Source organism: Mucilaginibacter flavidus (assembly GCF_024055575.1).
In the GTDB taxonomy this organism is placed as follows: Bacteria; Bacteroidota; Bacteroidia; order Sphingobacteriales; family Sphingobacteriaceae; genus Mucilaginibacter; species Mucilaginibacter flavidus.
Map to the genome: position 1 here is coordinate 46,210 of NZ_JAMXOE010000020.1, position 24,229 is coordinate 70,438.

Here is a 24,229-nt window from a genome sequence, read left to right on the forward strand (position 1 = left end):
GTTATACTGCTCATTTTTAAATTCCGACGTCGGCACTTAGACTTCCGACTTCATTCCTACAGTCCCGAATAATAATCATACCCTTCCTCGGCCCAATAGTCTCTTGGCCGGGTGTTACTGAAAGTAATAGTCCCTATGCGTTTTAAATTTTTAATGCCATATTTAACGGGAATGATAAGACGCAGCGGGGCCCCGTGCTGAAGCTGGAGTGGTTTGCCGCTCATTTCGTAAGCCAGCAGGGTTTGCGGATGTATCGCACTCGGCATATCAAGGCCTACATAATAGGCCTTGTCGGGTGTTTCCATACCCAGGTACTCCATTTTGATGTATTCGTCCAATTTGAAATGCTTGATAAAGTCGATGAATTTTACCCCCGCCCAGTGCTGTATCTCGTCCCAACCTTCAACACATTTAAAATCGTAAACGATCTCGGTTTTCGGCAGGGCCATAATTTCCTGCAGGCTTACCTGTAATACTTCGCCACCTTTTTTTACTACCTGCAGCTTCCACGTCGCCGGGTCGAATTTCTTTTTGGCTTCCAACCCGATGTCGCTGTTCACCCTCGCGCCTTTTACTGCCAATTCTTTTGGGTAGGTTTTAACCAGGTGGTTATCACTGAATACCCGGCGAAAAAACAGTTCAGTCTTGTTGAGTGCCTTGCGCAACGGTTTACGGGTGCCCCCTGTAATGCCACCGGCAACTTCCTCCGGCGACTTATACAGCCATCGCCAGCCACCATATGCCCCGCCGGCCAACACCGTAAAACTGGCAAACGAAATAAAATTGCGCCGGTTTATCTTTTGCTCAATGGTGAGCTCCTTTTTCGGTTTTTTAGCTTGCTTGCTCATCGTTGGTGTGTTGAATAGCCGGTTTTGCAGGTTCGTTCACTACTTCAAAACCCGAAATAACGGAGCTGAAGTTTTTCCACCCCGCCAAAATTACCTGTACAATATGTATTACAAAAAAGAAAACGTAGCCCAAAGTCAATATAAAATGGATAATGCGGGCAAAATGGTAGCCGCCGCAAAGCCAGGTTAAATAATAAAATTGCACGGGTTTATAAATGGCCAACCCTGTAACTACCGAGCCTATGCCCATAATAATTATAGCTGTGTAGGCTATGCGTTGCGCAGCATTATATTTTTTTTGCGGTGGCGCCATTTTGCGGATATGCAAATCGTGCAACAGCACCAGCCAGGCTTCTTTAAACGAGTTCCTTTTCGGCACCAACTCGCGCCACTCGCCCGATATAATGGTGTACAAAACATACAGCACCCCGTTCAGTGTAAAAAACCACATAAATAAAAAGTGAAAGGCCATCCCCTCGGCCAGGTGCGCCGGTATTTTTAAAGCGCTATAAAACCAATCGGGGAAAAAACGGAAAAACGTATGCCCGAACAAGCTGAACGTATAGGTATCGTTTCCCCAATAAATAAGCATGCCGCTCCATATCATGATAGTGAGTATGGGAAAGTTTACCCAATGGCACCAGCGCATGGCTAAGGAGTGCTTTTCTTTTATGGTTTTCATATTGCGATTAATGGTGACGTGAAGATAATAAAGATAGAATCAAGAACCAAAAGACCAAGAGTCAAGATGGAGAACGGAGAAAACCTATTCTTTCTTGCTTCCTGGTGTCTGGAATCTCGTAACTTACTTTACAGCAGCTGTGCTATTGTCGCTTGCAAATGTTACCCTTGCCGCGCCTGTAATAGTTCCGTTGGCCCGGTTCTGCAAAAAGCCGATGATTTCCCAGCTTTTGGAATCAAAACCGTTTGGCAGCGAAATACTTGCAGTGCCGCTGTTGCCGGCTAATGTAAGCTGCTGTAGCTTGCGCACAATTTGAACGTGCGACAACGTGCGCCCTCCGTTTTCGCCGGCGCCAACTTTTGATACGGCGGCTTTCTCCAGCACGGCAACCTGCAACACTGTGTTTTTGTCGGCCCCTTCAACAGCGTACTTTAGAACGGCTTGCTTTGCTTCCATCCCTGCAATAGTTAGCTCAACCTGCGTTGTTGATGTTTTTTGCAGGCCAGCGTGAATGGCATTTCGCAAGGTTCCTTCTTCCGAACCCACAAACTCGGTTTTACCGTTTACTACTATCTGAGGTGTATAAACCGACTGCAGGTTCAGGTAATGTGCGTACTCATTTTGCCGTTTCGAAAAATCGGCACTGCTGAACTGGTCCTTCCAGCCCAACCTGTTCCAATAGTCAACATGGTAAGCCAGGATATAAACAGGTTTGCCGTTGCTTTCTTTCTCAATTTTGGCAACCAGTGCATCAGCAGGCGGGCAACTGGAGCAGCCTTCTGAAGTAAATAATTCTATAACAGCAAAGCCCTTATCATCGGCTTTTATTGGGGTTGACACCTTTAAACGGACGAAGGCAGTTAGCCCTGCGGCTATTGCCACCAAGGCAACCAGGCTAAATATTTTAATTGATTTCATGATGTATGAGATGTTTTTAATTACGATTTTATGGGTTAGTCGGACGTGGTTTTAATTCCTTACAATAAAATTAGATTTTTTTATTTTAAGAATTCCAGATGTATCAACTTGTATGAACTTGTATGGGAATCTGCTTGCAAAAGAGCCATCAGCCAATGTCATTAAGTTAATCGGGTATATATTTTTTGCACAAAATTAAATTGCTGACAATCAGCATGTTCCACAGCGTTCCGGGTGTTCCGCGTAGAAAAATGGAACGCTTTGCGGGCGAATACTATACATCCAGCCCCAAGGATCGGCCCCATCGGCGCAGGTCGCTGTACTGCGCTAAACGCAAATCAGGCACCTGTTTCCGCCTTTTTATTTTTTTTGTAAGCATTTAGCTATATTACCGACTAAGCATCAATTGTACACTAATCAATTCGTTAAATTTGAATTGATTAGCGCAAATTGTGTTTTAATATATGCAGCATCAACTAAATCCGCACCAATGGGTTGCCGCCCATGCCGACTATCTCTACGGCTTCGCAATAACCCGTATTAATGACGACGAACTTGCCCGCGATCTTGTACAGGACACTTTTTTAGCCGCCCTACAAAAAACAGCAGGCTTCCAGGGCAAAAGCTCCGAACGAACGTGGCTTACAGCTATCCTTAAAAATAAGATAATCGATGTGTACCGGAAAAAATCGTCGGGACTGCAGAACATAACCGAAAAAGAAGCTGATGACGAGCAAAACGATTTCTTTAACGCCGATGACGGGCACTGGACAAAAAGCAGCGGCCCTAAAGAGTTTGGCATAGAAGACAGCGACAAGCTGGTAAGCAAAGAGTTTGAACAGATAATGAAACGTTGCCTGCAAAAGCTGCCTGCATTGTGGATGTCGGTATTTACCATGAAGCACATTGACGAGGAACCAACGGAAACAATTTGCACCGAACTGAAGGTTAGCCAGGCAAATTTTTGGGTAATTATCCACCGCGCCAAAGTTAACCTGCGCGCATGCCTGCAACGAAACTGGATTTAAACATTAAAACTATGAGCTATTTGAAAAAAGTTATATATAACTGTAAACAGGCCACTTTCCTGATAGAAAAAAAGTCCATAGGAAAAATCACACTCCGCGAATCTTTCGAGTTGCGTGTGCATTTATTTGGCTGCTCGTTTTGCCGCATCTACAAAAAGCAAAGCCGTGTCATCAACCAGATGGTGCAGGAACTGTTCCGCAGTTCGATGCACCGGGACTATAAGCTCGACGAAAATTTCAAGAACGAGTTACAGGGCCGGATTGAAGAAGAACTGAATAAAAACTAATGGAGACACGCATTTCACGAATTAAGGCGAATTGGCGCGAATGTAAGTCGAAGAACACGATTCAAATCGAATTTCTAAAAAGGCGGTCTGCCCGCCCATTTTGTCGTGCCCGTTTTCAACGTGTTGCGCATGAGCCAGGTGACCGTCACTTTCCATGCCTGGTTAAAACGGCTTTCTCAATTCGTGTAATTCGAAATAATTCGTGACCATTCGTATCATTAAAATTCGAGCCCATTTGTGCCTTTTTTAAAATACTTTGTAAGGTTTATAATTTATGCCCGACTAACCGGGAAATACATAAAAAACTAAAAAAACAAAGTATGAAATCAATTATTTCGGGCGCGGTTTTAGCAACCGCCATTGTAGCTTGCTTATCATTAACCAGCCAGGCAAAACCGGTTATCCATTTATCTTCAACAACCGTTGCCCTTAGCGATACCGGCAAAATGGACAAAATGAAGAAAGACAAGATGAAGATGGACAAAATGGACAAAAAGAAAATGGACAAAATGGATAAGATGGACAAAAAGAAAATGAAGATGAAGAAAGACACTTCAGGCAAAATGTGAGTTGTTTTGTTTTTGATTGAAAAGGGGGGTAATCCCCCTTTTTACTTTTATTCTAAAAAAATTATATCGTTACTAAAATGAAAAGATACTTACTCATAACCGTTACCTTGTTTTTTATGCTACAAGCCTCGGCACAAAACGGACTTAAAGCGGGCGAAAAGGCCCCGAAATTTATAGCTACAGATAACGCAGGCAAATCAATTAGCCTGCCTGCATTACTAAAACAACATAAATCGGTAGTGCTGTTTTTCTACCGGGGCCAGTGGTGCCCTTATTGCAACAAGCACATTCAGCAATTGCAGGATTCGTTACAACTGTTAACTGCCAAAGGCGCCTATGTAATCGGTGTAACTTCTGAAACAGGCGAAAATATCAATAAAACTATCGAGAAAACACACGCTTCGTTTTCAATTATAGAAGACAAAGGCTACAAAATAATGAAAGCGTATGATGTTAATTACCGGGTTGACGACGCACTGAATGCCAAGCTTAAAAATTACGGCGTCGACCTTGAGAAAAACAATGGCAATAAAGACCACGTGCTGCCAGTCCCCGCTACCTATGTTATCAATAGCGCGGGCAAAATTGTTTTTGTACAATTTGATAAGGATTATACCAAACGGGCATCAATTGCCTCTATTGCTGCAGCGTTATAATGGCCATTAATTTCACGAATTGGATTCCATCATTATTAATCCAATTCGTGAATTTTCGTGCGATCCAGATTACTACTTTTTTACTACTTTTTGCAACATTCATTGCCTAAACTTTTCTGGAACTTTATGGCTGTATAAATGCCGTAATTATGATAGCCCCTAATCGTTTACCTGTTGCTTTAGCAGTAACGTTCGTATTTTCTCTTATTATATTTAAAGCCAATGCCCAACAATTAAGTTGTGATAACCTGCAACGAATTATTAAAGTGGTTGCTTCCGACTCAGCTTTAACCGCCATAAGGGGAGCCGAGGTTGCTTATAAATACGATAAAGCCAAACACTACGCCCCTTTAGTTAGCCTTTGGGTTAAATCAAATGAATTTTCGAGTGAATTTATAAAGTACGATGATGACCGGCACACATTTGCATACAACACTATGGTTATGACCGAAGGTACATCAGGCAAAGGGGAAGCCAGGGGCATGCTTGCCGAATTTAGAAAATGCCTGGGTAACAACTGGGTTTTAAAAAACGATGTTAACAGGCTCGGCGACTCCGTATACTATTTAAAAAGTCCGGCTGATTTTGTGGTGATAAAAATTTATGCGTCAGACGACAATGATTTTGTCGAACTGTATAATGATAGTAAAAAAGGCGATGAATGTATTTTAGGAAACTGCGATAGCAACTTTGGTGCGAAGCAATTTTTTAATGAAGATGTATACAGCGGCACTTTTATAGAAGGCGGCGTAAGCGGCATGGGCAGCATGAAATTTTATAGCAATGGCAGTACCTACCAGGGCTCGTTTATCGATGATCAAATTGCCGGCTATGGAAGCGTTTACAACGAAAAAAATGAATTGGTTCAATCGGGTATATTTTTTAAAGGACAGGTGGTGGCTGTTGATACTACTAAAAAGGGCTGCCAGTTTGGAAATTGTGAAAACGGCTTTGGGCTAAAAGTTATGGATGGTGGTTACTATGTGGGGAATTTTAAAAATAGCCTGTTGGATGGACTGGGCGAACTGGTGCTTTATAAAACCTATTACTATGGCAATTTTACAGCCAACCAAACCAACGGCAAAGGAATATTGATTAACAAGGAGGGTGACTATATTTTTGGCGACTATAAGAAGGGAAGGCTCTCCGGCGAGTTTGAATGGGATTACATCAACAAAACATCAAAAGAGGCAAATGCTGAAACCGGCAAAGGCAGCTTATTTGACGAAGATAACATTTTGATAAAATCGGGCACATGGGCGCACATGCAGGATGCCGCGTTTACTGAGAATACAGGCGCAGATTATATTGAGCTGCAAGCCTTTGTCAAAGCATTAAAAGAGTTTTATGGGTATAGGGCAACTGGCTATAAACAAATACGCGGCGAAGAAAATAAGATGCTGAAATTAATGGGCGCCGAGGGATATAAAAGCAAGGTGTTGTTCCGCGGTATGTATGGGGCATACATCAGCACTGATAAAACACGGCATTATTATGTGCGGTTGGATTTGTCCGGACCAAGCACCGATAAGGCAAAAGCCATAGCCATGTACAACAAATATTATGTAAACTTCGCTTACGGCGTAGGCAGCCGCTGGACTGCGGTGACCGATGACGGTGCTGCTGATGCAGTTAAAACCAAGGCTAACGTCGTGCTGCAAAACATGTTCGATAAATCAAAAATCATCAGTCTTTCAATTAACGGCAGTAATGTGGCGATGGAGATACATTAATACTTAGCTAATATTTATTTCCATTTTTGTTAACCCATCCAACTCCTGCGGGTTATGGGTAACTATCAAAACTGTTGTTTTAAGCGCTTCAAAAACCACCTTCAGTTCATTAATTAAAGCTGATTTACTCTCCGGGTCAAGCGCTGAAAACGGTTCATCCATCAGTAAAAGTTTTGGTTTGATGGCCAAAGCTCTTAATATAGCCAAACGCTGTTGTTGCCCACCCGAGAGGTATTCGGGTTTATGCGTTGCAAAGGGCTCAAGTTTGCCTATGGCCAGTAATCGGGTTATCCATTCAGTATCGGTTGTGGCATATGCTAAATGCTCCCGTACTGTCATATTCGGGAACAATGCATAATCCTGGAAAACAAAACCGGCCATGCGTTTATGAGGTGGCAGATTGATTTTGGTTTCGGTATCAAACCAAACGACATCATTGACGATAATTTTGCCGCTTTCGGGTTCGGTAAAGCCTGCAATGGTTTTCAGCAACGTGGTTTTACCCCCACCCGATGGCCCATAAATTTTGGTGACGCTACCCGCTGCAAACTGCTGTTTTATTTGCAATATGTGTTGCCCCTTGTAGGCTTTTAGCTTTTTTTTAATATCAATGCTAATCATTCCAACGGGCTTTTTAACTGGTATTTATTGAAGATGAACACCGCTATCACCAAAACAAAAGTAATAGCAAAAAGGATGAGCGAATAAACATTGGCCGCATGATAATCCATTTGCTCAACCGAGTCGTATACGGCTATTGAAGCTACGCGTGTAACTCCAGGAATATTACCCCCTATCATTAGTACCACCCCAAATTCGCCGAGTGTGTGGGCAAATGTGAGCACAATAGCTGTCAGCAAGGATGGCTTTATATTGGGCAGCAACACTCTTGTAAACGTTTGCCACCTGCTTTTACCCAAACTATACGATGCCTGCGACAGCGAAGCCGGCAACTGCTGGAGGGCCGATTTTATGGGCCCTATCATAAAAGGCATACTATAAATAATAGATGCCAGTACCAGTCCTTTAAAGGAGAATACAAACTGCACGTCGAACGTTTTTTGCAGCCACAACCCTATGCCATGCTGGGGACTAAAAGCCAGCAACAAATAAAAGCCCAGCACCGATGGTGGCAAAACCAAAGGCATGGTAATAATAGCCTCCAGTGCAATCTTAAAAAACGACCTTCCCCTCGATAGCCACCACGCCACCGGCAAACCGATAACCAGCAACAGCAGTGTGGTGATTGCTGCCAATTTTAGAGTGAGGTAGATGGGAGTGAGATCCATTAAAAAAAGTTCTTTTGTCTTGTTCTACTGCACCTTATAACCAAACTTTTTAAATATCGCCTTCGCAGGCGCACTCAGCACATATTGGTAAAACCTCTCTGCATCAGCATTATCTGCGGCATGCTTCAGCAATACCATTCCCTGTTCAATAGGGGCGTATAATTTGGAGTCGATAACTTTCCAGTAAAGTTTAGTTTTGTTCGCCGGGTCATCAACCAGCGCCTGGGTGGTAAAACCAACATCAACCACGCCGGTAGTTATGTAGGTATTTACCTGCGATATGCTTTCGCCCGTAACAATTTTCGATTTTACATCACCCAGTATACCCTTTTTACCCAGTGCTTCCTGCGCTGCTTTGCCATAAGGGGCAATGGCATGGTTAGCAATAGCAATTTTTTTCACCCTCTCCGTTAGCAATAAACGCTCCCAGTTTTCAAAGCCTATATCCTGGTTACTGCAAATAATCAGACTTCCTTGCGCGTAAACCACCGGCTTTTTGCTGCTGAATCCGTCTTTAAAAAGCGTTTCCGGGAAGTTCATATCGGCCGATAAAAACACATCAAAAGGCGCCCCGTTTTTTACCTGGGTTGTTAAGTTTCCTGATGAGCCAATAATCGGTTCAATCGCAATCCCGGTTTTGCTTTTAAAGTCGGCGCGCAACTCTTTTATCACAGCCTGCAGGTTGGCGGCGACAGCAATTTTTACGGTTTGCGCAAAAATCGGCGCTGTAAAAAGCAAGATGAGCACTAAAAGTAAATTTATTTTTTTCATTGGCATGGTATTAAATTGGTTGGAACTTGTTCCATTTCAATAGTGTACAAGTAACACAACGTTGATTTAACTTGTTATTAAAGCGTATCAAAAAAAATTAAAAAAGCACTGATATTAAATTAACCAAATGTATGCAAAACGTACTGGTTAGTATTATATTAGCAATATACCATCACCAATAAAAACCAACAGCGGCCGGTTGCTAAATTTATTAACAATTTATAATACCGCTGCTTTAATATTATGAAAAATACAAGGATAAAAAATGCACTCATTTTAACGTTAGCAGCAGGCCTTTTTTTAATGACTGGGTGCAGCAAAAAAGATACGCCAGGCCAAACTGGCAACCCAATAGTAGATCCACCCGTAATACCCCCTGTCGATGCAAAAACAGACGTGACTATGTGGCTTACCAAAGGCGATCAAAGCGCCCTTTTGGCCAAACAGAATATTGCGCTTTTGTTTAGCACGGCAACCAACTCAAACACCACCATCGCAGTTGATACCACCACCACCTACCAGAGTATCGATGGTTTTGGCTTTTGCCTAACCGGCGGCAGCGCCAGTGTAATAAACAGCTTGCCTGCTGATAAAAAGGACGCCTTGCTGAAAGAACTTTTTGCAACCGATGATACACACATCGGCGTTAGCTACATCCGTATTTCAATCGGTGCTTCGGATATGAGTGCCGGCGATTTTACTTATGACGATGTGGTATCGGGCACCGATGAAAGCCTAGCTCAATTCAGCATTGATAAAGAAAAAACCGACCTGATTCCTGTGCTGAAGAGTATTTTGGCTATCAATCCGCAGATAAAGATATTGGCCTGCCCCTGGACCGCGCCTGTTTGGATGAAGATAAACACACTTGGCAACAATGGCTATACCGGCGGCAGCTTAAATACATCGTATTATGATGCCTACGCCAAATACTTCATCAAATACATACAGGCCATGAAAGCCGAAGGTATAACAATAGATGCCATTACGCCGCAAAATGAACCGCTAAACGCCAATAACAACCCGGCCATGGTAATGCAGGCCGATGAGGAAGCCAATTTTGTAAAAAACAACTTAGGCCCTCAATTGCATACCGCTGGCTTAACCACCAAGATTATAGTTTGGGACCACAATGCTGACCGCCCCGAATACCCGATAGCTATTTTAAACGACCCTGCCGCTAACCCCTATGTTGATGGCTCCGCGTTTCACCTTTATAACGGCAACATTAGCGCTTTAACAACCGTGCACAATGCTTACCCTGCCAAAAACCTATATTTTACTGAGCAATACACACCGTCTACGGGCAGCTTTGCCGGCGACCTTAACTGGCATTTGGTAAACCTGATTATTGGCGCGCCAAAAAACTGGAGCCGCAACGTGCTGGAATGGAACATGGCTACCGATGCATCATATGGTCCGCATACCAATGGCGGCTGTACCACCTGCCAGGGCGCTTTAACTATTAGCGGCTCAAGCGTAACCCGTAACGTTAGCTATTACATCATCGCACATGCATCAAAATTTGTAAGGCCGGGCGCAGTACGGATTGCATCATCAGAACTGTCGGTAACGCCTAACGTGGCCTTTAAAAATAGAGATGGCAGCAAGGTGCTGATTGTATTTAACACCGGCAGCAGCAATGCAACTTTTAATATACAATTTTACAATAAGATAGTTACCAGCACATTGCCGGGCGGTGCTGCCGCTACTTATGTATGGTGATGAGGGAGAGTCAAGAGCCAAGAGATAGGAATCAAGAGAAGGAAAATTTTAGGATTTGCTTAGTTTTTAGAACCGTTATAAACCATGAAAAAGTTAGTTTTAGTTTTGTTGCTTTCGGTATTAATGGGCCCGGCAGTTATAAAAGCCCAAACACAGAAATTTATAACTGTTAAAGGCAAGCAGGTAATCGGCCCGGACAACAAACCGTTTTTAATGCGGGGGACCAACCTGGGCAACTGGCTGGTGCCCGAGGGCTATATGTTTAAGTTTAAAAGCGTAAACTCTCCAAAGCTGATAAACCAGGCCCTGTCCGAAATAATGGGCCCCGAGGATGTAAAGGCCTTCTGGAAAAAATACCAGGATACCTATATCACCGCCGCTGATATCCATTTTTTAAAAGCCTCGGGAATGAACTCCATCCGCATCCCTTTTAATTACCGGCTTTTTACTGCCGAAAGTTATATGGGCGAAAACAATCCCAATCGTGGCTTTGAATTGCTCGACAGGGTGATTGGCTGGTGCAAAAAAGAAAGCCTGTATGTTATTTTGGATATGCATGCCGCACCCGGCGGCCAAACCGGCGACAATATTGATGATGGCTATGGCTACCCCTTCCTGTTCAAAAGTAAGGCCAGCCAGCAGCTAACCATTGACATTTGGCACCGCATAGCTGCTCACTACGCTAACTCGACAACCGTAATGGGCTATGATTTACTGAACGAGCCAATCGCCACTTATTTTAAGGCTGACGAATTTAACCAATATCTTGAGCCGCTTTATCAGAAGATAACCAAATCCATCCGACTGGTTGATAAAAACCATATCGTGATATTGGGCGGTGCACAGTGGGACAGCAACTTTAAACCATTCGGTCCGCCATTTGATTCGAAATTGATTTACCAGTTCCACAAATACTGGACGGAGCCAATTCAGAACGTTATACAGGATTACGTTGATTTCAGCAACAAATATAATGTACCCATTTACTGCGGCGAAACCGGCGAGAATAAAGACGGGTGGGTAAAGACATTTAAAGATTTGCTCGAAAAAAATAACATCGGCTGGCATTACTGGCCGTACAAAAAATTAGACAACACAGCGGGCATCATCACTTTTGACGTACCTGCCGGGTATGATAAGGTAATTGATTATACCGAGAAAAACCGTAGCACTTTCGAGGACATCCGCAAGGCAGCCCCCGAAAACCGTGAAGAGCTGGTAAAAGCGCTATATGGCTTTTTAAACAATTGTAAGTTTGAAAACTGCAAACCAAACAAAGGATATATGGAAGCGTTAGGGTTTAAGGTGCCGTAAAGAGCAAAAAGCGCAAAGCATAAAGCTAAAAGCGAAACTGCTCCCGACAATTAGCTTTGGTGTTTCAGCTTTATGCTTTCGACTAAAATTAATTGTACTATTTACCCTTAATAGGATTGTAAAAGTAAAAATGTTAACATTGCGTACCAGCCTGAACCTGCGCAACTAATTTATTGAGAAAACGTATATTAAATAAACCTAAAGCGTTACTAACCCCCTGTGCGCATGAGTAAATTTTTATTGAGATTTCTTCTTTCTGCCCCGTTTTTGCTCTGTTTTGCAATTACGACAAATGCCCAGCGTGCTGTCATCATCAGCGACACTGCAAAACAGCAAATTTTTAGGCACGACCAGCTTTATTACCTGGAAGACCTTCATGGCACTCTTACCATAAATGATGTAAAGAGCGCCGGCTTTGAGGCCAAATTTAAGGTTAATCAAACCGCCACTCCGACCACTACGGACCCAACCCTGGCCTATTGGTACCGGCTTAAAATAAGGCATAACCCGCAGTCGCGTAATAACTGGATAATTGAGTTTTTTGATCAAACCATAGATAGTATCGCTGTTTACGCACCAGATAAAAACAGCCATTACAAAGCAACTTTGCTGGGCAGCAGCAGGCCGTTCCAGGCGCGCTTTTACCAGCATAAAAACTTCACCCTTAACCTCGATAACAGCGTGCCAGGCGAGCAGGTTTATTATGTACGCATCAAATCGCACCAGCCGGTAAACGTCATTATGGTGCTGCGCTCGGTAAGCTGGTTTATCACTTATGCTCTCGAAGAATATTTTTTCTTCGGAGTTTTTTACGGGATGATTTTGGTGTTCGGCCTGTATAACTTAATGATGTTTATTGCCATGCGGCAAAGGCAGTATTTATACTATGTGGCCTACAACCTCAGCATAGGACTGTACGAAATGTGTGCCGATGGCATTGCCTACCAATATGTTTGGCCCGGTTCGCCTATATGGAACCATAATGCCTATGGCATTGCTTTATTTTCGGCCAGTATTTTCTCGGTGTTGTTTACGCAAAGCCTGCTCAATTTAAAGGCAAACGCGCCAAGGCTTAATAAATTGGTTTGGTGGGTCATCGGGTTCCGAACCCTGTATTTTGTGCTATGCCTCACTGTTAACCCAAACTGGTTCAGCTATAAAATTATAGAGATCGTGCCGCTGTCACTGGCCCTTTTTACCGGTTGTTATGTGCTGATAAAAGGTTACCGGGCCGCTCGTTTTTTTGTGATCGGCTATTCGTTTTTGTTAACCGGTTTTGTAATAAAGGCACTAATAGCCCTCAACATATGGTGGCTGCCGGTAACAGCCGCCAACTATTACAGCCTCAGCTTTTGCTTTATTATGGAGATGGTATTTATATCGTTCGCCATAGGCGATAAAGTACGCCTGCTGAAAAAACAGCAGGAAAAGGCACAGCTACAGGCCATAAGGCAGTTAAGGCTTAACGAGGAACTGAAAGATGCCCTAAACCGCAACCTAGAGGCACAAGTACAGGAACGCACCAAAGAACTGGTTGAAAAGTCGTCGTTAATTGAGCACCAGAACGAAGAGCTGAAAGAGGTAAACATACTATTACAGCAACAAGCCGAAGAAATTTCCCGGATGAATGTTTTGCTCGAAAAGGACAATACCATCCTCCACCAGGATATCGAAAAAATCAGCCACGACCGGGTGATGTCTACCGAGGTAGATTTCGAAGAATTCAGCAAGATATATCCTGACAGGGACACCTGTTTCAAATTCCTATCTGACCTTAAATGGGATAAAGGCTATAATTGCCGCAAGTGTAACAACACGCATTACGGGCATGGCCATTTGCCTTACAGTCGCCGCTGCTCCAAATGCGGGTACGAAGAGTCGGTTATTGCTTATACCATCCTGCAAAACACGCGCATACCCATCAATAAGGCGTTTTACATGATATTTTTAATGTATTCTACCAACGGCAAAATATCATCGCATAAATTATCCGAGATCCTGTCTATCCGCCAAAGCACCTGCTGGGCATATAGTTCACGCATAAAAAAGGTAATGGAAGCCAGGAAGAAAGAGATTAAAAATGCAGGGGATAAGGGGTGGAGTAAATTGATTGAGCAGGCGGAGGGGTAGAAAAAGTCCGAAAGTCGGGAAAGTCCGGAAGTCCGAAAGAAGCTGCAATTTTGTGTACTGAAATAGATATTCTACCTCACATCGAAGAATTAGTGATTATACGTATTTTCCAAATTGCGCCGTAGGTGCAACAGGTCGGTAGAAATACGGAGAAAGGATTTTAGCGTGCCGTAGGTACGCAACTTAGCCGCCTTGTACACCGTGTATTTTATTGCAATAATATATCCGGGTTATTATATTTAAACCAATTTATAAAACCTATCATAATCATGTCTAATACCTACACACTAATACATATTCAATGCGTAATGGCAGTAAAATTCCGGGCATCGGTTATTCAACCTTTATGGAAAGAACGCCTGCATCAATACATAACCGGGATTGTGCAAAACAATGGGCATAAAATAATTTCGATAAACGCTATGCCGGATCATTTACATCTTTTCTTTGGATTCAGGCCAAACCAATCTTTATCTGATTTGATGAGACTGGTTAAAGGCGAATCTTCTGAATGGATAAACAAGGAAAAATTCAATTCCTCGACTTTCAGATGGCAGGAAGGTTATGGCGCATTTTCCTATTCGCGTTCACAAATACCGGCCGTGTGCAAATACATTGAAAACCAGGAAGAGCACCATCGAAAGAAGACATTTCTAGAAGAATATAAACACATTCTAGAGGAATCAGAAATAGAATATGACGAGCGTTATATTTTTAAACCGTTGGAATAAATAGTTCGTTAAGTATTGCACCTACGGCGCAAAAATTGGGGTGGGTGTTTTTTTCTACCGACGTTTTGCACCTACGGTGCAAGCTATTAATCGTCACAAAAAAGCCCCGGAACTTTATCCGGGGCCTATTATTTTCTTAATACAAAATACTATTCGCTTATTTTGCGGCCGCAACTGCCGGCCAGGTGTTGTTTTTCATATCGGCATCCACAAAAATGCCGCCGTCAAGCGTTACTGATTTTACTTCTTTCCCGGTTTTAATTTTTACGGAGATATTTTTCTGGTCCTTTTCCCAAACTATAGGGGTTTGATGGATGGTTTCTGTTGTGCCGTCGGTATAGGTCACAATGGCATCAAACGGCACTGCAAAACCACCTATGTTTTTTATGGCCAGGTTATATCCGCCTGATGTTTTTTCAACGTTATCCAGGCTCAAATCGATGTAGTAAGGCGTGTAAAACCAGTTGTAAAAAAACCAGTCGAGGTTTTTACCAGAGCCGCTCTTCATCGAATTAAAATAATCCCAGGGGATCGGGTGTTTGCTGTTCCAGTTACTCATGTAGGTATGCAACGCTTTTTTAAACAGTTCGTCGCCCAACATATCTTTTAAAGCCAGGTAGCTTAACGATGGCTTGCCATAAGCATTGTTACCACCACCAAATGTTACTTCTGGCGACGGGGTTATTATCGGCATTTCCTTGGCATGAGGGCCGTGTGTCCACCGGTTAACGCGGAACTGTTTGTAAAACTCATCAGCTTTCGCTTTGCCATTTTCGGCGGTGCCTATTAATAATTCAAACGTTGTGGCCCAGCCCTCGTCCATAAAAGCATAACGGCTTTCGTTAGTGCCCATGTAGAAGGGGAAGTAGGTGTGGGCTATTTCATGGTCCTGCACCAGCTGCGCAAACGTCAGGTCTTTTGTATGGCTGTCGTTTACCATCATAGGATATTCCATATCGGCAAATCCCTGGAATGATGTTGTTTTAGGGAATGGGTATGGCACGCCCGGCAGGTTATGCGAAAACCAATCAAGCGTGTTATGTGCAAACTTCACATACTCGTGAAAATCGTTCGAACTATCGGCGAATGCTGCTTGAATGGCAGTGCGGCGCTGTGTTTTGTCATCAACAATAACGCTTGCTGCATCCCAATCGTAATGATTGCTGACGCCCAGGGCCACATCAGATATGTTGGTCGAGTTCCATTTCCAGGTATTGGTGGCGTTTTGGGTAGTAATATTTTTAGCGGCAAGGTCCTGCGCGGTAGCTATGTGTATGGTCTCGTCGCTGGTCATTGAGGCCTGCAGGCGTTTGGCAAATTCGGGCTGTAAAACCTCGTTGGGGTTTTGCAGGGTACCTGTTGCCCATACCAGGTAGTTTTTAGGTACAGTTACGCTCAGTTTATAATCGCAAAAGTCGTTATAAAATTCAAGTCCACCGGTGTGCGGCTGGGTATCCCATCCTTTGTAATCATCATAAACCGATACTCTTGGATAAAAATATGCAAGGTAATAACTGGTAGAGTCAATCGCCCCATCCCGCCCTTGCCCGCCAGCCAGGTCGTAATGCCAGGCGATGTTCATTTTTAACGAGTCGTGGGGCATCAGCGGCGATTTTAGACCGACCATCTGGTTGGTGGTAACGGCTTTATCGTTATCCCATTCGGCTTTGGCGCCGTTTATTTTTATATCATCAACCTTAATGCCCAGGGGCGCATTTGCAGCGGTAGCCGTTCTGCCACGGTGAACGTTTACGATCAGCTTCATGTTAAGTCGGCGTAATGTATCGGGGCTGTTATTAAAATAAGTGATGGCTTCAACGCCGGTAATGGTTCTGTTTGGCGGCGCCATACTTACCGATATATCGTAGCGGGCGTGGTTTTGCCAGTACTTTTTACCGGGTTTACCATTCAATGAACGGGTGCCTTTATCAAAGGCCTGCTTTATTTCGGGCGGCATGGTTAGTGTTTGCGCATTGGCAAACATAAACGCCCCGCAAAGAATTGCGGCAAGAGTAAATGATTTTAACATGGTCAGTTTTTTTGTTGATAGTAAAATCAAATTTATGAAATTATTGGCGGTTTAGTTTTTGTGATTGTTTTGTATCAAAACCATTACAAAGAATACCAGAGGATGGCCAAAACCGGCAATCCTCCGGTATACATTTAAAGTATTTGGTTAAACTCAAGTCTTTCGCCATCTGGGCCGGTGATGTTAAAATATTTACAACCTTTCTGCCAAAACGGAAGGAAAACGGGGGCAGGTTCAATAACCTGGTAACCATTGCTTTTAAGCGTTTCAAAAACTGTGTCAACGTCGTCCACATCAAAAGCGATATGGTCTATATGGCCATCCTTCCGGGTTTTAATATCGCCCAATAATGATGAGGGTAGCTGGTATATTTCAATAATCATATCTCCCCGTTGCATCATTGCCATAATGCCCTTTTCTCCATTCATTACAAAGTCCGAAGCCATTACATTTTCAAACCCCAGCCCCTTATAAAACGCCGCAGACCGTCCAAGGTCTGTTACGGGAATCCCCAAATGCTGAAAACCGTTGATTTTTATCTCCATAATCACTAATGCAGTACAATGTTACTCTCCATGTCCTCCAGTGCAACACCCTTAGTTTCGGGCATCATTTTCCATACATACAGCAGTTGCAGTACCATCATAAAGGCAAAAAAGCCGAATATGTACGCACCGGGCACATTAGCTGCAAAGTATGGGAACACCTGCGCCACCAGCGCGGCAAAAGCCCAATGTGTTAAACAGCCAAACGAGGTGCCGCTTGCCCGCACCGAATTTGGAAACAACTCCGACAGGAACACCCATATAACAGCTCCCTGCCCAATGGCGTGTGCCGCAATAAACACAAATACATAATACACTATCATGCTATGGTCGGTACCATTGAAAGAGAACGCAATAAGCGAGAGGGAAAGGATATATCCAAAGGAGCCTATATACATAAGTGTACGGCGGCCAAACCTGTCGATTAAATACCAGCCTGTTATGGTGAATATTAAATTAACCACACCAATACCCACTGTTGACAGCAAGGCACCACTGCGCTGGATGCCGGCCATTTCAAACACCTTTGGTGCAAAATAAATAATGGCATTAACGCCCGAAAGCTGGTTAAAAAACGCAATTAAAAATGCCAGTACTAAAGGCTTGTAAAATTTTTTGCTGAATAAAGCTTCTTTGGTCGACGAAACAGAATTTTTTATTTGGTCGATCATGGAATCGGTGGCTTCTCCGGTAAGCAGCAGTACTTGTTTGGCAGCAGCATAGTCCTTTTTATAAAGCACCAACCAGCGAGGTGTTTCGGGAGTAAACAGCATCAGGGCCGAAAATGCCAGGGAAGGTATTGCCACAACGCCCAGCATCCAGCGCCAATCGTCCACGCCGCCAAAGCCTTGTAATAAATAGTTGGATAAATAGGCCACCAAAATACCGGCAACAATGTTCAGCTGGAACGAAATCACCATGCGACCGCGGTATTGGGGTGGCGCGATTTCTGAAATATACACCGGTGCCACCACTGAAGATGCGCCAATAGCCAAACCGCCAACAAACCTGAAAAACATAAACAAATAAACTCCTGGCGACAGCGCTGCGCCCAGCGAGGTGATGAAAAACAGTAATCCTATCCAAAGCAGCGTTTTTTTACGGCCAATTTTATTTGCCGGGATATTACCTAATGCCGCTCCAACCGCTGTGCCATATAGCGCCATTGCAATAGCTGTACCATGCATCAGGTCGCTAAGGCCCCATAATTTTTGGATGGCTTGTTCGGCGCCCGAAATTACGGCAACATCCAAACCAAAAAGCAGGCCGCCTAACCCAACGGTTATTGACCACAGTACAAGTTTTTTATTCATAACGGTATTACAAAAGGTTTATCAGGATAACGAGAGCCAATATATGTTAATTCAAGCAAAAACATGGTTTTTTTGTAGAGACACAAAGTATTGTTACTCTACGGGTTTAATCATACCCCTTCCCGGTATTTCATGTTCATCAGTTTATTGGGTTGCAGGTACAGGCAATCATTTTTAAAATCAAGTATCATATTAAAGCGCTTCAGTAAATCGTTGCCGAAGTTATTGATCTCAAATCCGGCCGGGTTTTTACCTGCCAAAATTGAGGTTGGAATATTGGTAAGCGCAATGTTGTTTATTTTTAACAGCGGTGCGAGCACTACTTTAATTCCAAATTTTACGCCCCGTGGGTTTTTCAGCACCGTTGTTTTTATCAACTTTAAATCAGCTGCGAAATTCCGGCTGGCGGCCCAGGCGCTGTCCAGGATGATAGCCTGGTCGGCGCCGGTGTCCATTAAAAAATTACCGGCAAATTTATTTTTACCAATTTCAAAGTTTCCTTTGGCTATAACAAATGAGTTTCTGAAATCCAGTTTTGATTTGGTGTAACCCTTCAGCTCCTTTGGTAGTTTTGAATGGATAATAATAATGCTTTTATCATAGTCGATTTGCACGCATTTACCCTCGAAAAGGTTCCAGCCGAAACGGCCATCCATGTCGTGGGCGGTTAACGTTGTTACGCCAACCTCCGGGTTGTTCCAAACCAAATGGCCCATTTGTATTTTAAATACCTTGTTTATTTTATTATAATCCGGGTTAGTGGCGCCTGATAAAGCGCCGGGCCGGTTCGACAGCAATCTCGTCTTTTTCAGGATGGCGTCTTTGGTTAACCTGAAATCCCACGACCCGGTATCAAAATGTATGGTTAAAGTATCAGTACCGTTAACTATAGCCTTTACCGCAATTGCATTGTAGGAGGTAAGTACAAACGGGATGGTATCATGCGCAGCAACATTGCTTTTCGCCGTGGCTTCCGGCGGTATGGCGCTGGCAATTTGGGTAAAGCATGAATCTTTTCCATTCAGCACCACCACAAAATTGAACCGGGTTCCGGGCTTTACTTTTACTTTGATGGAGTCGATATCGGTATAAAAAGTAACCCACTTTGTTTTGCGTGTTCTGTCGGCAGTAAAAACATCCGGTTTAATTTGAGGCGAGAGTGACCAAGCATTTTTATCAAAATAGCCGCCATCGTTTATGGCAACCCTTTTTGATGACGCCCTAATAAACGGCAGTTTTGTTTGTGCGAAAACCGGTTGAATTAAAAAAAGAAATATAAGGATACGATAGTTTTTCATGTGTGTTTCCAGGTGCTCCAATGTCAATAAAATACCGGAAAATTTCCATTTAAATTTACGTTATTGCGAATGCTGTAACAGGCGCAATAAAAATGGAAAAACCAGCTCCGGAAATACTTCAAACCAAACAGCATTTCGAAATCCTTGATGGCTTGCGTGGTGTAGCAGCGCTAGCCGTTGTTACTTTCCATTTTATGGAGATGGCTTATTCCGATTATAGCAAAAATTTTATCGGTCACGGTTTCTTGGCGGTCGATTTCTTTTTCTGCCTGTCAGGGTTTGTTATCGGCTACGCTTACGATGACCGGATTGCCAAAATAGGTGTTTTAGAATTTTTTAAATCGAGGCTGATAAGGTTGCACCCGCAGGTTATTCTGGGTTCAATATTAGGCCTGTTCGCCTTCCTGTTCGACCCATTTGGCGGGCACCCGGAATTGTATAGTGCCGGCAAAATCCTTCTTGTTTTTATTTGCTCCGTTTTCATGGTGCCATTCCCGGTGGTTACCGATAGAGCATTCAATCTCTTTAGTTTCAATGCGCCGGCATGGTCGTTGTTTTGGGAGTATGTTGCAAACATTGTTTATGCATTTGTGCTTTGCAGGTTAAATCGTCAGTTTTTATTATTGCTGACCGTGATTTCGGCCGTCGGGCTTTGTTTTGTTGGCTATCGTACCGGCAACCTGATGGGCGGCTGGGGCGGGCCGAATTTTTGGGATGGCTGCGCCCGGATTTCCTTTTCGTTTTTAGCGGGATTGCTGATTTACCGCTCAAACTGGATTATTAAAAATAAGCTGGGTTTTATTGGCTTAACAATATTATTAGCCCTGGCATTTGTAATGCCATTCACTAAATGGAATTGGCTAACCGAGTCATTTGTAGTATTATTTTACTTCCCTCTGCTGATTGCCTTAGGCGCCGGGGCAGTTTTAACCAATGGGTTGAAAAAGCTGTGCGTATTTTCCGGTAAAATATCTTATCCCCTGTACATGACGCACTACGCCGCAATATGGATGTTCGGGAATTACTATGCAAGTCACAAACCGGGCACAGGCCAATTGACATTGATCATCATAACAGGAATTATTTTGTTGGTTGGTGTGGCGTATTTGATTATGGAGGGGTTTGATATCCCTGTAAGAAAGTACTTGACCGAACGCAGGAAGAAAACACTGGAAAGCTAAGCCGCCAGGTATTATCGCATCGAATATTCTATTCTACGATGCTTTCTTATTCAAATAATGCTCAACAGAGGTTATTGAACTACCAACAGCCAGTACCGCAGCTCTTATTTGTTCAGGCCTGACGTTAAACCTGCTTGCCCAATATTCAATTTCGTAATATTCGGTTATATCTATAATATTATGATTGCGGTTTATGGGTATGATATTATCTTCCATTGCAATGTGTATTTATTACTGTAATAACGTTTTAACAGGTAAATTAGTTTTATAATAAATATTCTCACTGGTTTTGAGCAGGCATCATTAATGTTATTCCATTTATTGCAGGGGCGCAGTTGGTTCCAACTACAAAAATCAGGTGAAAATACTCAGGCAATTACCGTGTTTTTACGCTGGTAAATGTCCTGTAGTTTTTCTATTATTAGCCTTAATTTCTTGATAATCATCCTGCTTTTCAATTAAAAAAAATATGACGGACAACCATACACCCAATCCCGCATTTCAGCTTGGCATTTGCATGGCTGGTGCAGTCTCGGCAGGCGCCTACACCGCGGGCGTTATGGACTACCTGTTAGAAGCGCTGGCTGCGTACGAAAAAACACGCGGGCAAAACGGCTTTCCTTCGCACAAAATTGAGATCCCGGTTATGGGTGGCGCCTCGGCCGGCGGGATGACTGCTATTATTACCGCTGCTGCCTTGCAGCAGGGCATTACCCCTGTAACAGCACCATTGCCTGACCCGCAGGAGGAGCGCCCGGAAAACATCCTTTATCATTCGTGGGTTGATTTGACCGCACGCGATATGTTCAGTAAAATGCTCGCTACTGATGATATAGGCAGCGATGTTGTTTCGGCACTTAACTGCCGGTTTATAGATGAGGTGGCGCAGCGGGCCATCAGGCCCGACGGGTCTGTTGCCTGGCAGGAGCTGCCGGATTTTTTTCCCCGTAAACTCAAATTGTTTACTACATTAAGCAACCTCGAAGGTTTTACGTATGATATAACGTTCAAATCGGATGCGCCGGGTACCCGCCACCCTTATTACATGCAGCTTCACAATGATTATGCCTGCTTTGAATTGCTAAGGCAGGGAGAGCAGCCAACTTCGGATGGGTGGATGCCGCTCAATATCAAATCGGGCGAAAACACCCGGGCCGCCATGGATGCAGCTATGGCAACGGGCGCTTTCCCGGTTGGCCTGCGTTCAAGGGTAGTGAGCCGGACCGAAAAAACAGTCAACAACAACCCTTTATATGATAATAAAACGATTAAGGCTATCCAGACGGACCGCGACCCCTATAACAGTCTGAATGTTGATGGTGGCATTATAAATAACGAGCCTTTTGATAAAGTTAGGGAGGTGTTAGCGGTCATAACTGAACAACCGGATCAAAATGACTACGAAAGCTATAATAAGTTCAAGTCTACCATTTTGATGATTGCCCCTTTTCCAAGCACAAAACCACAGACCATAAGCCTTAGCGATAAACTGCTGCATGTTGTTGGCCTTACCCTTTCGGCTATGATTAGCCAGATGCGCGCCAAAGCCTCACAAATTAAGGACGCGATGAACCCTGACTGTGCCGGACAGTACCTGGTGGATCCCTCGCGTACCATCAACAGGGGAACGACAGAACAAAAAACAATACAGGGTGAACGGGCAATTGCCTGTGGCGCGCTGGGTGGCTTTAGCGGTTTTTTAAATAAGGAATTTCGTGTGCACGATTTTTTCCTTGGCCGGTATAATTGCCAGGTTTTTCTGCAGCAGTATTTTACAATCCCGGCAACCGGCCTGGAGGCTAACCCGATTTTTGCAGCAGGCTACAGAGGCGTTGATTTGACTCAGTTTACAGCAAAAGACGGGAGCATTCAGATTTTACCCGTAGGAAACGGTGAAATTAAAATGCCGGAAATAAACTTTTGCGGCGGCAACAAACAATGGCCCGTTCAAAACTGGGACGCCATTGAACAATATAGCGGCGCGCTTAAAAGCCGCATCCAAAAAGTGATTTTGAATATAACGGACTACAAGCCCGTAGCTAAATTCTTCCTGGGGATTGGAACTTTTATTCTATTACGCGGCCTGCTAACAAAAGCAATACTTAGCACTTTAAAAGAGGAATTTACCAGTTGGGGCTTGTTAAAAGGCTTTACGCCGCAACCTGTTATAGACCCCAAAACATTTCCGCTGGCTACCTTTACTTCAACAATTACGGGTAATTTCAGGTATCTTGACGTAAATATTGACGGCAACCCGGTTCCGGTAACCGCATCAGGTATCTCCTATCAGCAAAACATCGACAATAAGGTACTCAAGGCCGTTTACCGTTTTTCGGGCGGCCCGGGAGATTACAATGTGTTTTTTAGCTGCACAATAAATGGCGTGGCGAAGTCGGCAGAGAAGGGCGGGCAGGGCATCCATGGCAAAATCGGCCCCGAAGGTCATTATGAATTAACAGTGGAGGTTCCGCTGAGTTAAAATAACGTATGTATGCAGGAGTAAACCGTGCCGCCTGAAGCGTTATTAGCTAATTACCAGATAAAAAAACAGATAATACAAACAACCAATAATTGCGTCAACCCTTATTCCACCAAATTGAAAATTTTAAAGATTTTATCAGAAAATAAGGGCTTGATAATATAATCTTTTATAAAGGGGTAGTTACTTGCACGCAGCTTATCCTCATCGTGCACCGATGATGTTAGCAGGAAAACTTCGCATTTCTCTTTCCCGACCATGCTTAGGTATGTGTAGTTTTCTAAAAACTCCCAGCCGTTCATTACCGGCATATGCAGGTCGAGCAAAATATAATCGTAGCCGAACGTTGGCTGCGTAGCTTTTTTCTCCGTGATGAGGTCGATGGCTATCTTGCCGTTTAAACAAGCAGTAATGTTTGAGTTTGCAAAGTATTTTTTGATATACCTTGTCGATATTAAATTATTCAGGTCGTCATCATCTATCAACAAAACGTTTATCGCTTTATTTTGCATATTTTAAATTAGTTAGGGAGGGTTACGTGTAATAATAACACGAAAGAAAGTTATTAATATTTTTTAATAAGTAACAACATTAGTGCATGAATTAATTAAAAAGATACACTGGCACTGTTTAGATTAAATTTCTATTGCGTACGACTTAAATTGCAGCCTGAACCGTGGCGAACGGGTAATAAAAGTATGAT

At 43.4% G+C, this 24,229-nt stretch carries 23 protein-coding genes; 11 read left to right on the forward strand and 12 right to left on the reverse strand.

Going from position 1 to position 24,229, the window contains the following annotated elements; all coding sequences use genetic code 11:
- Window positions 1–56: 56 nt before the first annotated feature.
- From NAF19_RS23090 to NAF19_RS23100, 3 genes are all read right to left on the reverse strand, one after another.
- On the reverse strand, window positions 57–848 hold the full coding sequence (locus NAF19_RS23090; RefSeq protein WP_252792714.1) for a molybdopterin-dependent oxidoreductase: 792 nt from the start codon (window positions 846–848) through the stop codon (window positions 57–59).
- Complete coding sequence (locus NAF19_RS23095; protein WP_252792715.1) at window positions 832–1,530, reverse strand: cytochrome b/b6 domain-containing protein; 699 nt, start codon at window positions 1,528–1,530, stop codon at window positions 832–834. Before NAF19_RS23095 ends, NAF19_RS23090 begins: the two co-directional genes overlap by 17 nt.
- 123 nt (window positions 1,531–1,653) lie before the next feature.
- A complete protein-coding gene (locus NAF19_RS23100) occupies window positions 1,654–2,448 on the reverse strand; it encodes a DUF1223 domain-containing protein (protein ID WP_252792716.1) in 795 nt (264 codons plus the stop codon).
- Window positions 2,449–2,912: 464 nt separating this feature from the next.
- On the opposite strand from NAF19_RS23100, the gene NAF19_RS23105 reads away from it, so the two are divergent.
- From NAF19_RS23105 to NAF19_RS23125, 5 genes are all read left to right on the forward strand, one after another.
- A complete protein-coding gene (locus NAF19_RS23105; protein WP_252792717.1) occupies window positions 2,913–3,476 on the forward strand; it encodes a sigma-70 family RNA polymerase sigma factor in 564 nt (187 codons plus the stop codon).
- 11 nt (window positions 3,477–3,487) lie between these two features.
- Entirely contained in the window at window positions 3,488–3,763 is a 276-nt protein-coding gene (locus NAF19_RS23110) for a hypothetical protein (RefSeq protein WP_252792718.1), read from the forward strand.
- Between the two features lie 320 nt (window positions 3,764–4,083).
- Window positions 4,084–4,332, forward strand: a complete 249-nt coding sequence (locus NAF19_RS23115; protein WP_252792719.1) for a hypothetical protein — start codon at window positions 4,084–4,086, stop codon at window positions 4,330–4,332.
- A gap of 77 nt (window positions 4,333–4,409) precedes the next feature.
- Window positions 4,410–4,988, forward strand: coding sequence for a peroxiredoxin family protein (locus NAF19_RS23120; RefSeq protein ID WP_252792720.1), 579 nt, complete (start codon window positions 4,410–4,412; stop codon window positions 4,986–4,988).
- Between the two features lie 149 nt (window positions 4,989–5,137).
- Window positions 5,138–6,721, forward strand: coding sequence for an MORN repeat-containing protein (locus tag NAF19_RS23125; protein WP_252792721.1), 1,584 nt, complete (start codon window positions 5,138–5,140; stop codon window positions 6,719–6,721).
- 3 nt (window positions 6,722–6,724) lie between these two features.
- Here NAF19_RS23125 and NAF19_RS23130 read toward each other — a convergent pair whose 3' ends face one another.
- From NAF19_RS23130 to modA, 3 genes are read right to left on the reverse strand one after another with little or no spacing between them, the layout of a single operon-like run.
- Window positions 6,725–7,342, reverse strand: coding sequence for an ATP-binding cassette domain-containing protein (locus NAF19_RS23130; protein WP_252792722.1), 618 nt, complete (start codon window positions 7,340–7,342; stop codon window positions 6,725–6,727).
- On the reverse strand, window positions 7,339–7,977 hold the full coding sequence (gene modB / locus NAF19_RS23135) for a molybdate ABC transporter permease subunit (protein ID WP_252792723.1): 639 nt from the start codon (window positions 7,975–7,977) through the stop codon (window positions 7,339–7,341). The genes NAF19_RS23130 and modB overlap by 4 nt, the downstream gene beginning before the upstream one ends.
- A 57-nt stretch (window positions 7,978–8,034) precedes the next feature.
- Entirely contained in the window at window positions 8,035–8,781 is a 747-nt protein-coding gene (gene modA, locus NAF19_RS23140) for a molybdate ABC transporter substrate-binding protein (protein ID WP_252792724.1), read from the reverse strand.
- A 243-nt stretch (window positions 8,782–9,024) separates the two neighbouring features.
- Here modA and NAF19_RS23145 point away from each other — a divergent pair, with 243 nt between their 5' ends.
- The 4 genes from NAF19_RS23145 to tnpA all read left to right on the forward strand — a co-directional run bounded on the left by NAF19_RS23145 (window position 9,025) and on the right by tnpA (window position 14,681).
- A complete protein-coding gene (locus NAF19_RS23145; protein ID WP_252792725.1) occupies window positions 9,025–10,506 on the forward strand; it encodes a glycoside hydrolase family 30 protein in 1,482 nt (493 codons plus the stop codon).
- Window positions 10,507–10,590: 84 nt separating this feature from the next.
- Complete coding sequence (locus NAF19_RS23150) at window positions 10,591–11,820, forward strand: glycoside hydrolase family 5 protein (protein ID WP_252792726.1); 1,230 nt, start codon at window positions 10,591–10,593, stop codon at window positions 11,818–11,820.
- A gap of 225 nt (window positions 11,821–12,045) precedes the next feature.
- Complete coding sequence (locus NAF19_RS23155) at window positions 12,046–13,950, forward strand: 7TM diverse intracellular signaling domain-containing protein (RefSeq protein ID WP_252792727.1); 1,905 nt, start codon at window positions 12,046–12,048, stop codon at window positions 13,948–13,950.
- A gap of 269 nt (window positions 13,951–14,219) precedes the next feature.
- Window positions 14,220–14,681, forward strand: a complete 462-nt coding sequence (gene tnpA, locus NAF19_RS23160; RefSeq protein WP_252792728.1) for an IS200/IS605 family transposase — start codon at window positions 14,220–14,222, stop codon at window positions 14,679–14,681.
- A 157-nt stretch (window positions 14,682–14,838) separates the two neighbouring features.
- Here the strand turns inward: tnpA and NAF19_RS23165 are convergent, their stop codons facing one another.
- From NAF19_RS23165 to NAF19_RS23180, 4 genes are all read right to left on the reverse strand, one after another.
- Complete coding sequence (locus NAF19_RS23165) at window positions 14,839–16,710, reverse strand: M1 family metallopeptidase (RefSeq protein ID WP_252792729.1); 1,872 nt, start codon at window positions 16,708–16,710, stop codon at window positions 14,839–14,841.
- Window positions 16,711–16,844: 134 nt separating this feature from the next.
- The gene (locus NAF19_RS23170) at window positions 16,845–17,255 is read right to left on the reverse strand and encodes a VOC family protein (RefSeq protein ID WP_252792730.1); all 411 of its coding nucleotides are present in this window, start codon (window positions 17,253–17,255) and stop codon (window positions 16,845–16,847) included.
- 5 nt (window positions 17,256–17,260) lie between these two features.
- Window positions 17,261–18,568: a sugar porter family MFS transporter gene (locus tag NAF19_RS23175; RefSeq protein ID WP_252792731.1), complete on the reverse strand. Its 1,308-nt coding sequence runs from the start codon at window positions 18,566–18,568 to the stop codon at window positions 17,261–17,263.
- Window positions 18,569–18,678: 110 nt separating this feature from the next.
- Entirely contained in the window at window positions 18,679–19,866 is a 1,188-nt protein-coding gene (locus NAF19_RS23180) for a hypothetical protein (RefSeq protein ID WP_252792732.1), read from the reverse strand.
- 92 nt (window positions 19,867–19,958) lie between these two features.
- Between NAF19_RS23180 and NAF19_RS23185 the strand changes: the two genes are divergently transcribed.
- On the forward strand, window positions 19,959–21,047 hold the full coding sequence (locus NAF19_RS23185) for an acyltransferase family protein (RefSeq protein ID WP_252792733.1): 1,089 nt from the start codon (window positions 19,959–19,961) through the stop codon (window positions 21,045–21,047).
- A 33-nt stretch (window positions 21,048–21,080) separates the two neighbouring features.
- Here NAF19_RS23185 and NAF19_RS23190 read toward each other — a convergent pair whose 3' ends face one another.
- Window positions 21,081–21,263, reverse strand: coding sequence for a DUF3606 domain-containing protein (locus NAF19_RS23190; protein WP_252792734.1), 183 nt, complete (start codon window positions 21,261–21,263; stop codon window positions 21,081–21,083).
- A gap of 253 nt (window positions 21,264–21,516) precedes the next feature.
- Here NAF19_RS23190 and NAF19_RS23195 point away from each other — a divergent pair, with 253 nt between their 5' ends.
- Complete coding sequence (locus NAF19_RS23195) at window positions 21,517–23,526, forward strand: patatin-like phospholipase family protein (protein ID WP_252792735.1); 2,010 nt, start codon at window positions 21,517–21,519, stop codon at window positions 23,524–23,526.
- Window positions 23,527–23,630: 104 nt separating this feature from the next.
- Here the strand turns inward: NAF19_RS23195 and NAF19_RS23200 are convergent, their stop codons facing one another.
- On the reverse strand, window positions 23,631–24,038 hold the full coding sequence (locus tag NAF19_RS23200; protein WP_252792736.1) for a response regulator: 408 nt from the start codon (window positions 24,036–24,038) through the stop codon (window positions 23,631–23,633).
- Between the last annotated feature and the right edge of the window lie 191 nt (window positions 24,039–24,229).

Excerpts from the sequence above, each read along its gene's own strand:
- NAF19_RS23090 (WP_252792714.1), bottom strand. The coding sequence starts at position 848 with ATGAGCAAGCAAGCTAAAAAACCGAAAAAGGAGCTCACCATTGAGCAA.
- NAF19_RS23095 (WP_252792715.1), bottom strand. The coding sequence starts at position 1,530 with ATGAAAACCATAAAAGAAAAGCACTCCTTAGCCATGCGCTGGTGCCAT.
- NAF19_RS23100 (WP_252792716.1), bottom strand. The coding sequence starts at position 2,448 with ATGAAATCAATTAAAATATTTAGCCTGGTTGCCTTGGTGGCAATAGCC.
- NAF19_RS23105 (WP_252792717.1), top strand. The coding sequence starts at position 2,913 with ATGCAGCATCAACTAAATCCGCACCAATGGGTTGCCGCCCATGCCGAC.
- NAF19_RS23110 (WP_252792718.1), top strand. The coding sequence starts at position 3,488 with ATGAGCTATTTGAAAAAAGTTATATATAACTGTAAACAGGCCACTTTC.
- NAF19_RS23115 (WP_252792719.1), top strand. The coding sequence starts at position 4,084 with ATGAAATCAATTATTTCGGGCGCGGTTTTAGCAACCGCCATTGTAGCT.
- NAF19_RS23120 (WP_252792720.1), top strand. The coding sequence starts at position 4,410 with ATGAAAAGATACTTACTCATAACCGTTACCTTGTTTTTTATGCTACAA.
- NAF19_RS23125 (WP_252792721.1), top strand. The coding sequence starts at position 5,138 with ATGATAGCCCCTAATCGTTTACCTGTTGCTTTAGCAGTAACGTTCGTA.
- NAF19_RS23130 (WP_252792722.1), bottom strand. The coding sequence starts at position 7,342 with ATGATTAGCATTGATATTAAAAAAAAGCTAAAAGCCTACAAGGGGCAA.
- modA (WP_252792724.1), bottom strand. The coding sequence starts at position 8,781 with ATGAAAAAAATAAATTTACTTTTAGTGCTCATCTTGCTTTTTACAGCG.
- NAF19_RS23145 (WP_252792725.1), top strand. The coding sequence starts at position 9,025 with ATGAAAAATACAAGGATAAAAAATGCACTCATTTTAACGTTAGCAGCA.
- NAF19_RS23150 (WP_252792726.1), top strand. The coding sequence starts at position 10,591 with ATGAAAAAGTTAGTTTTAGTTTTGTTGCTTTCGGTATTAATGGGCCCG.
- NAF19_RS23155 (WP_252792727.1), top strand. The coding sequence starts at position 12,046 with ATGAGTAAATTTTTATTGAGATTTCTTCTTTCTGCCCCGTTTTTGCTC.
- tnpA (WP_252792728.1), top strand. The coding sequence starts at position 14,220 with ATGTCTAATACCTACACACTAATACATATTCAATGCGTAATGGCAGTA.
- NAF19_RS23165 (WP_252792729.1), bottom strand. The coding sequence starts at position 16,710 with ATGTTAAAATCATTTACTCTTGCCGCAATTCTTTGCGGGGCGTTTATG.
- NAF19_RS23170 (WP_252792730.1), bottom strand. The coding sequence starts at position 17,255 with ATGGAGATAAAAATCAACGGTTTTCAGCATTTGGGGATTCCCGTAACA.
- NAF19_RS23175 (WP_252792731.1), bottom strand. The coding sequence starts at position 18,568 with ATGAATAAAAAACTTGTACTGTGGTCAATAACCGTTGGGTTAGGCGGC.
- NAF19_RS23180 (WP_252792732.1), bottom strand. The coding sequence starts at position 19,866 with ATGAAAAACTATCGTATCCTTATATTTCTTTTTTTAATTCAACCGGTT.
- NAF19_RS23185 (WP_252792733.1), top strand. The coding sequence starts at position 19,959 with ATGGAAAAACCAGCTCCGGAAATACTTCAAACCAAACAGCATTTCGAA.
- NAF19_RS23190 (WP_252792734.1), bottom strand. The coding sequence starts at position 21,263 with ATGGAAGATAATATCATACCCATAAACCGCAATCATAATATTATAGAT.
- NAF19_RS23195 (WP_252792735.1), top strand. The coding sequence starts at position 21,517 with ATGACGGACAACCATACACCCAATCCCGCATTTCAGCTTGGCATTTGC.
- NAF19_RS23200 (WP_252792736.1), bottom strand. The coding sequence starts at position 24,038 with ATGCAAAATAAAGCGATAAACGTTTTGTTGATAGATGATGACGACCTG.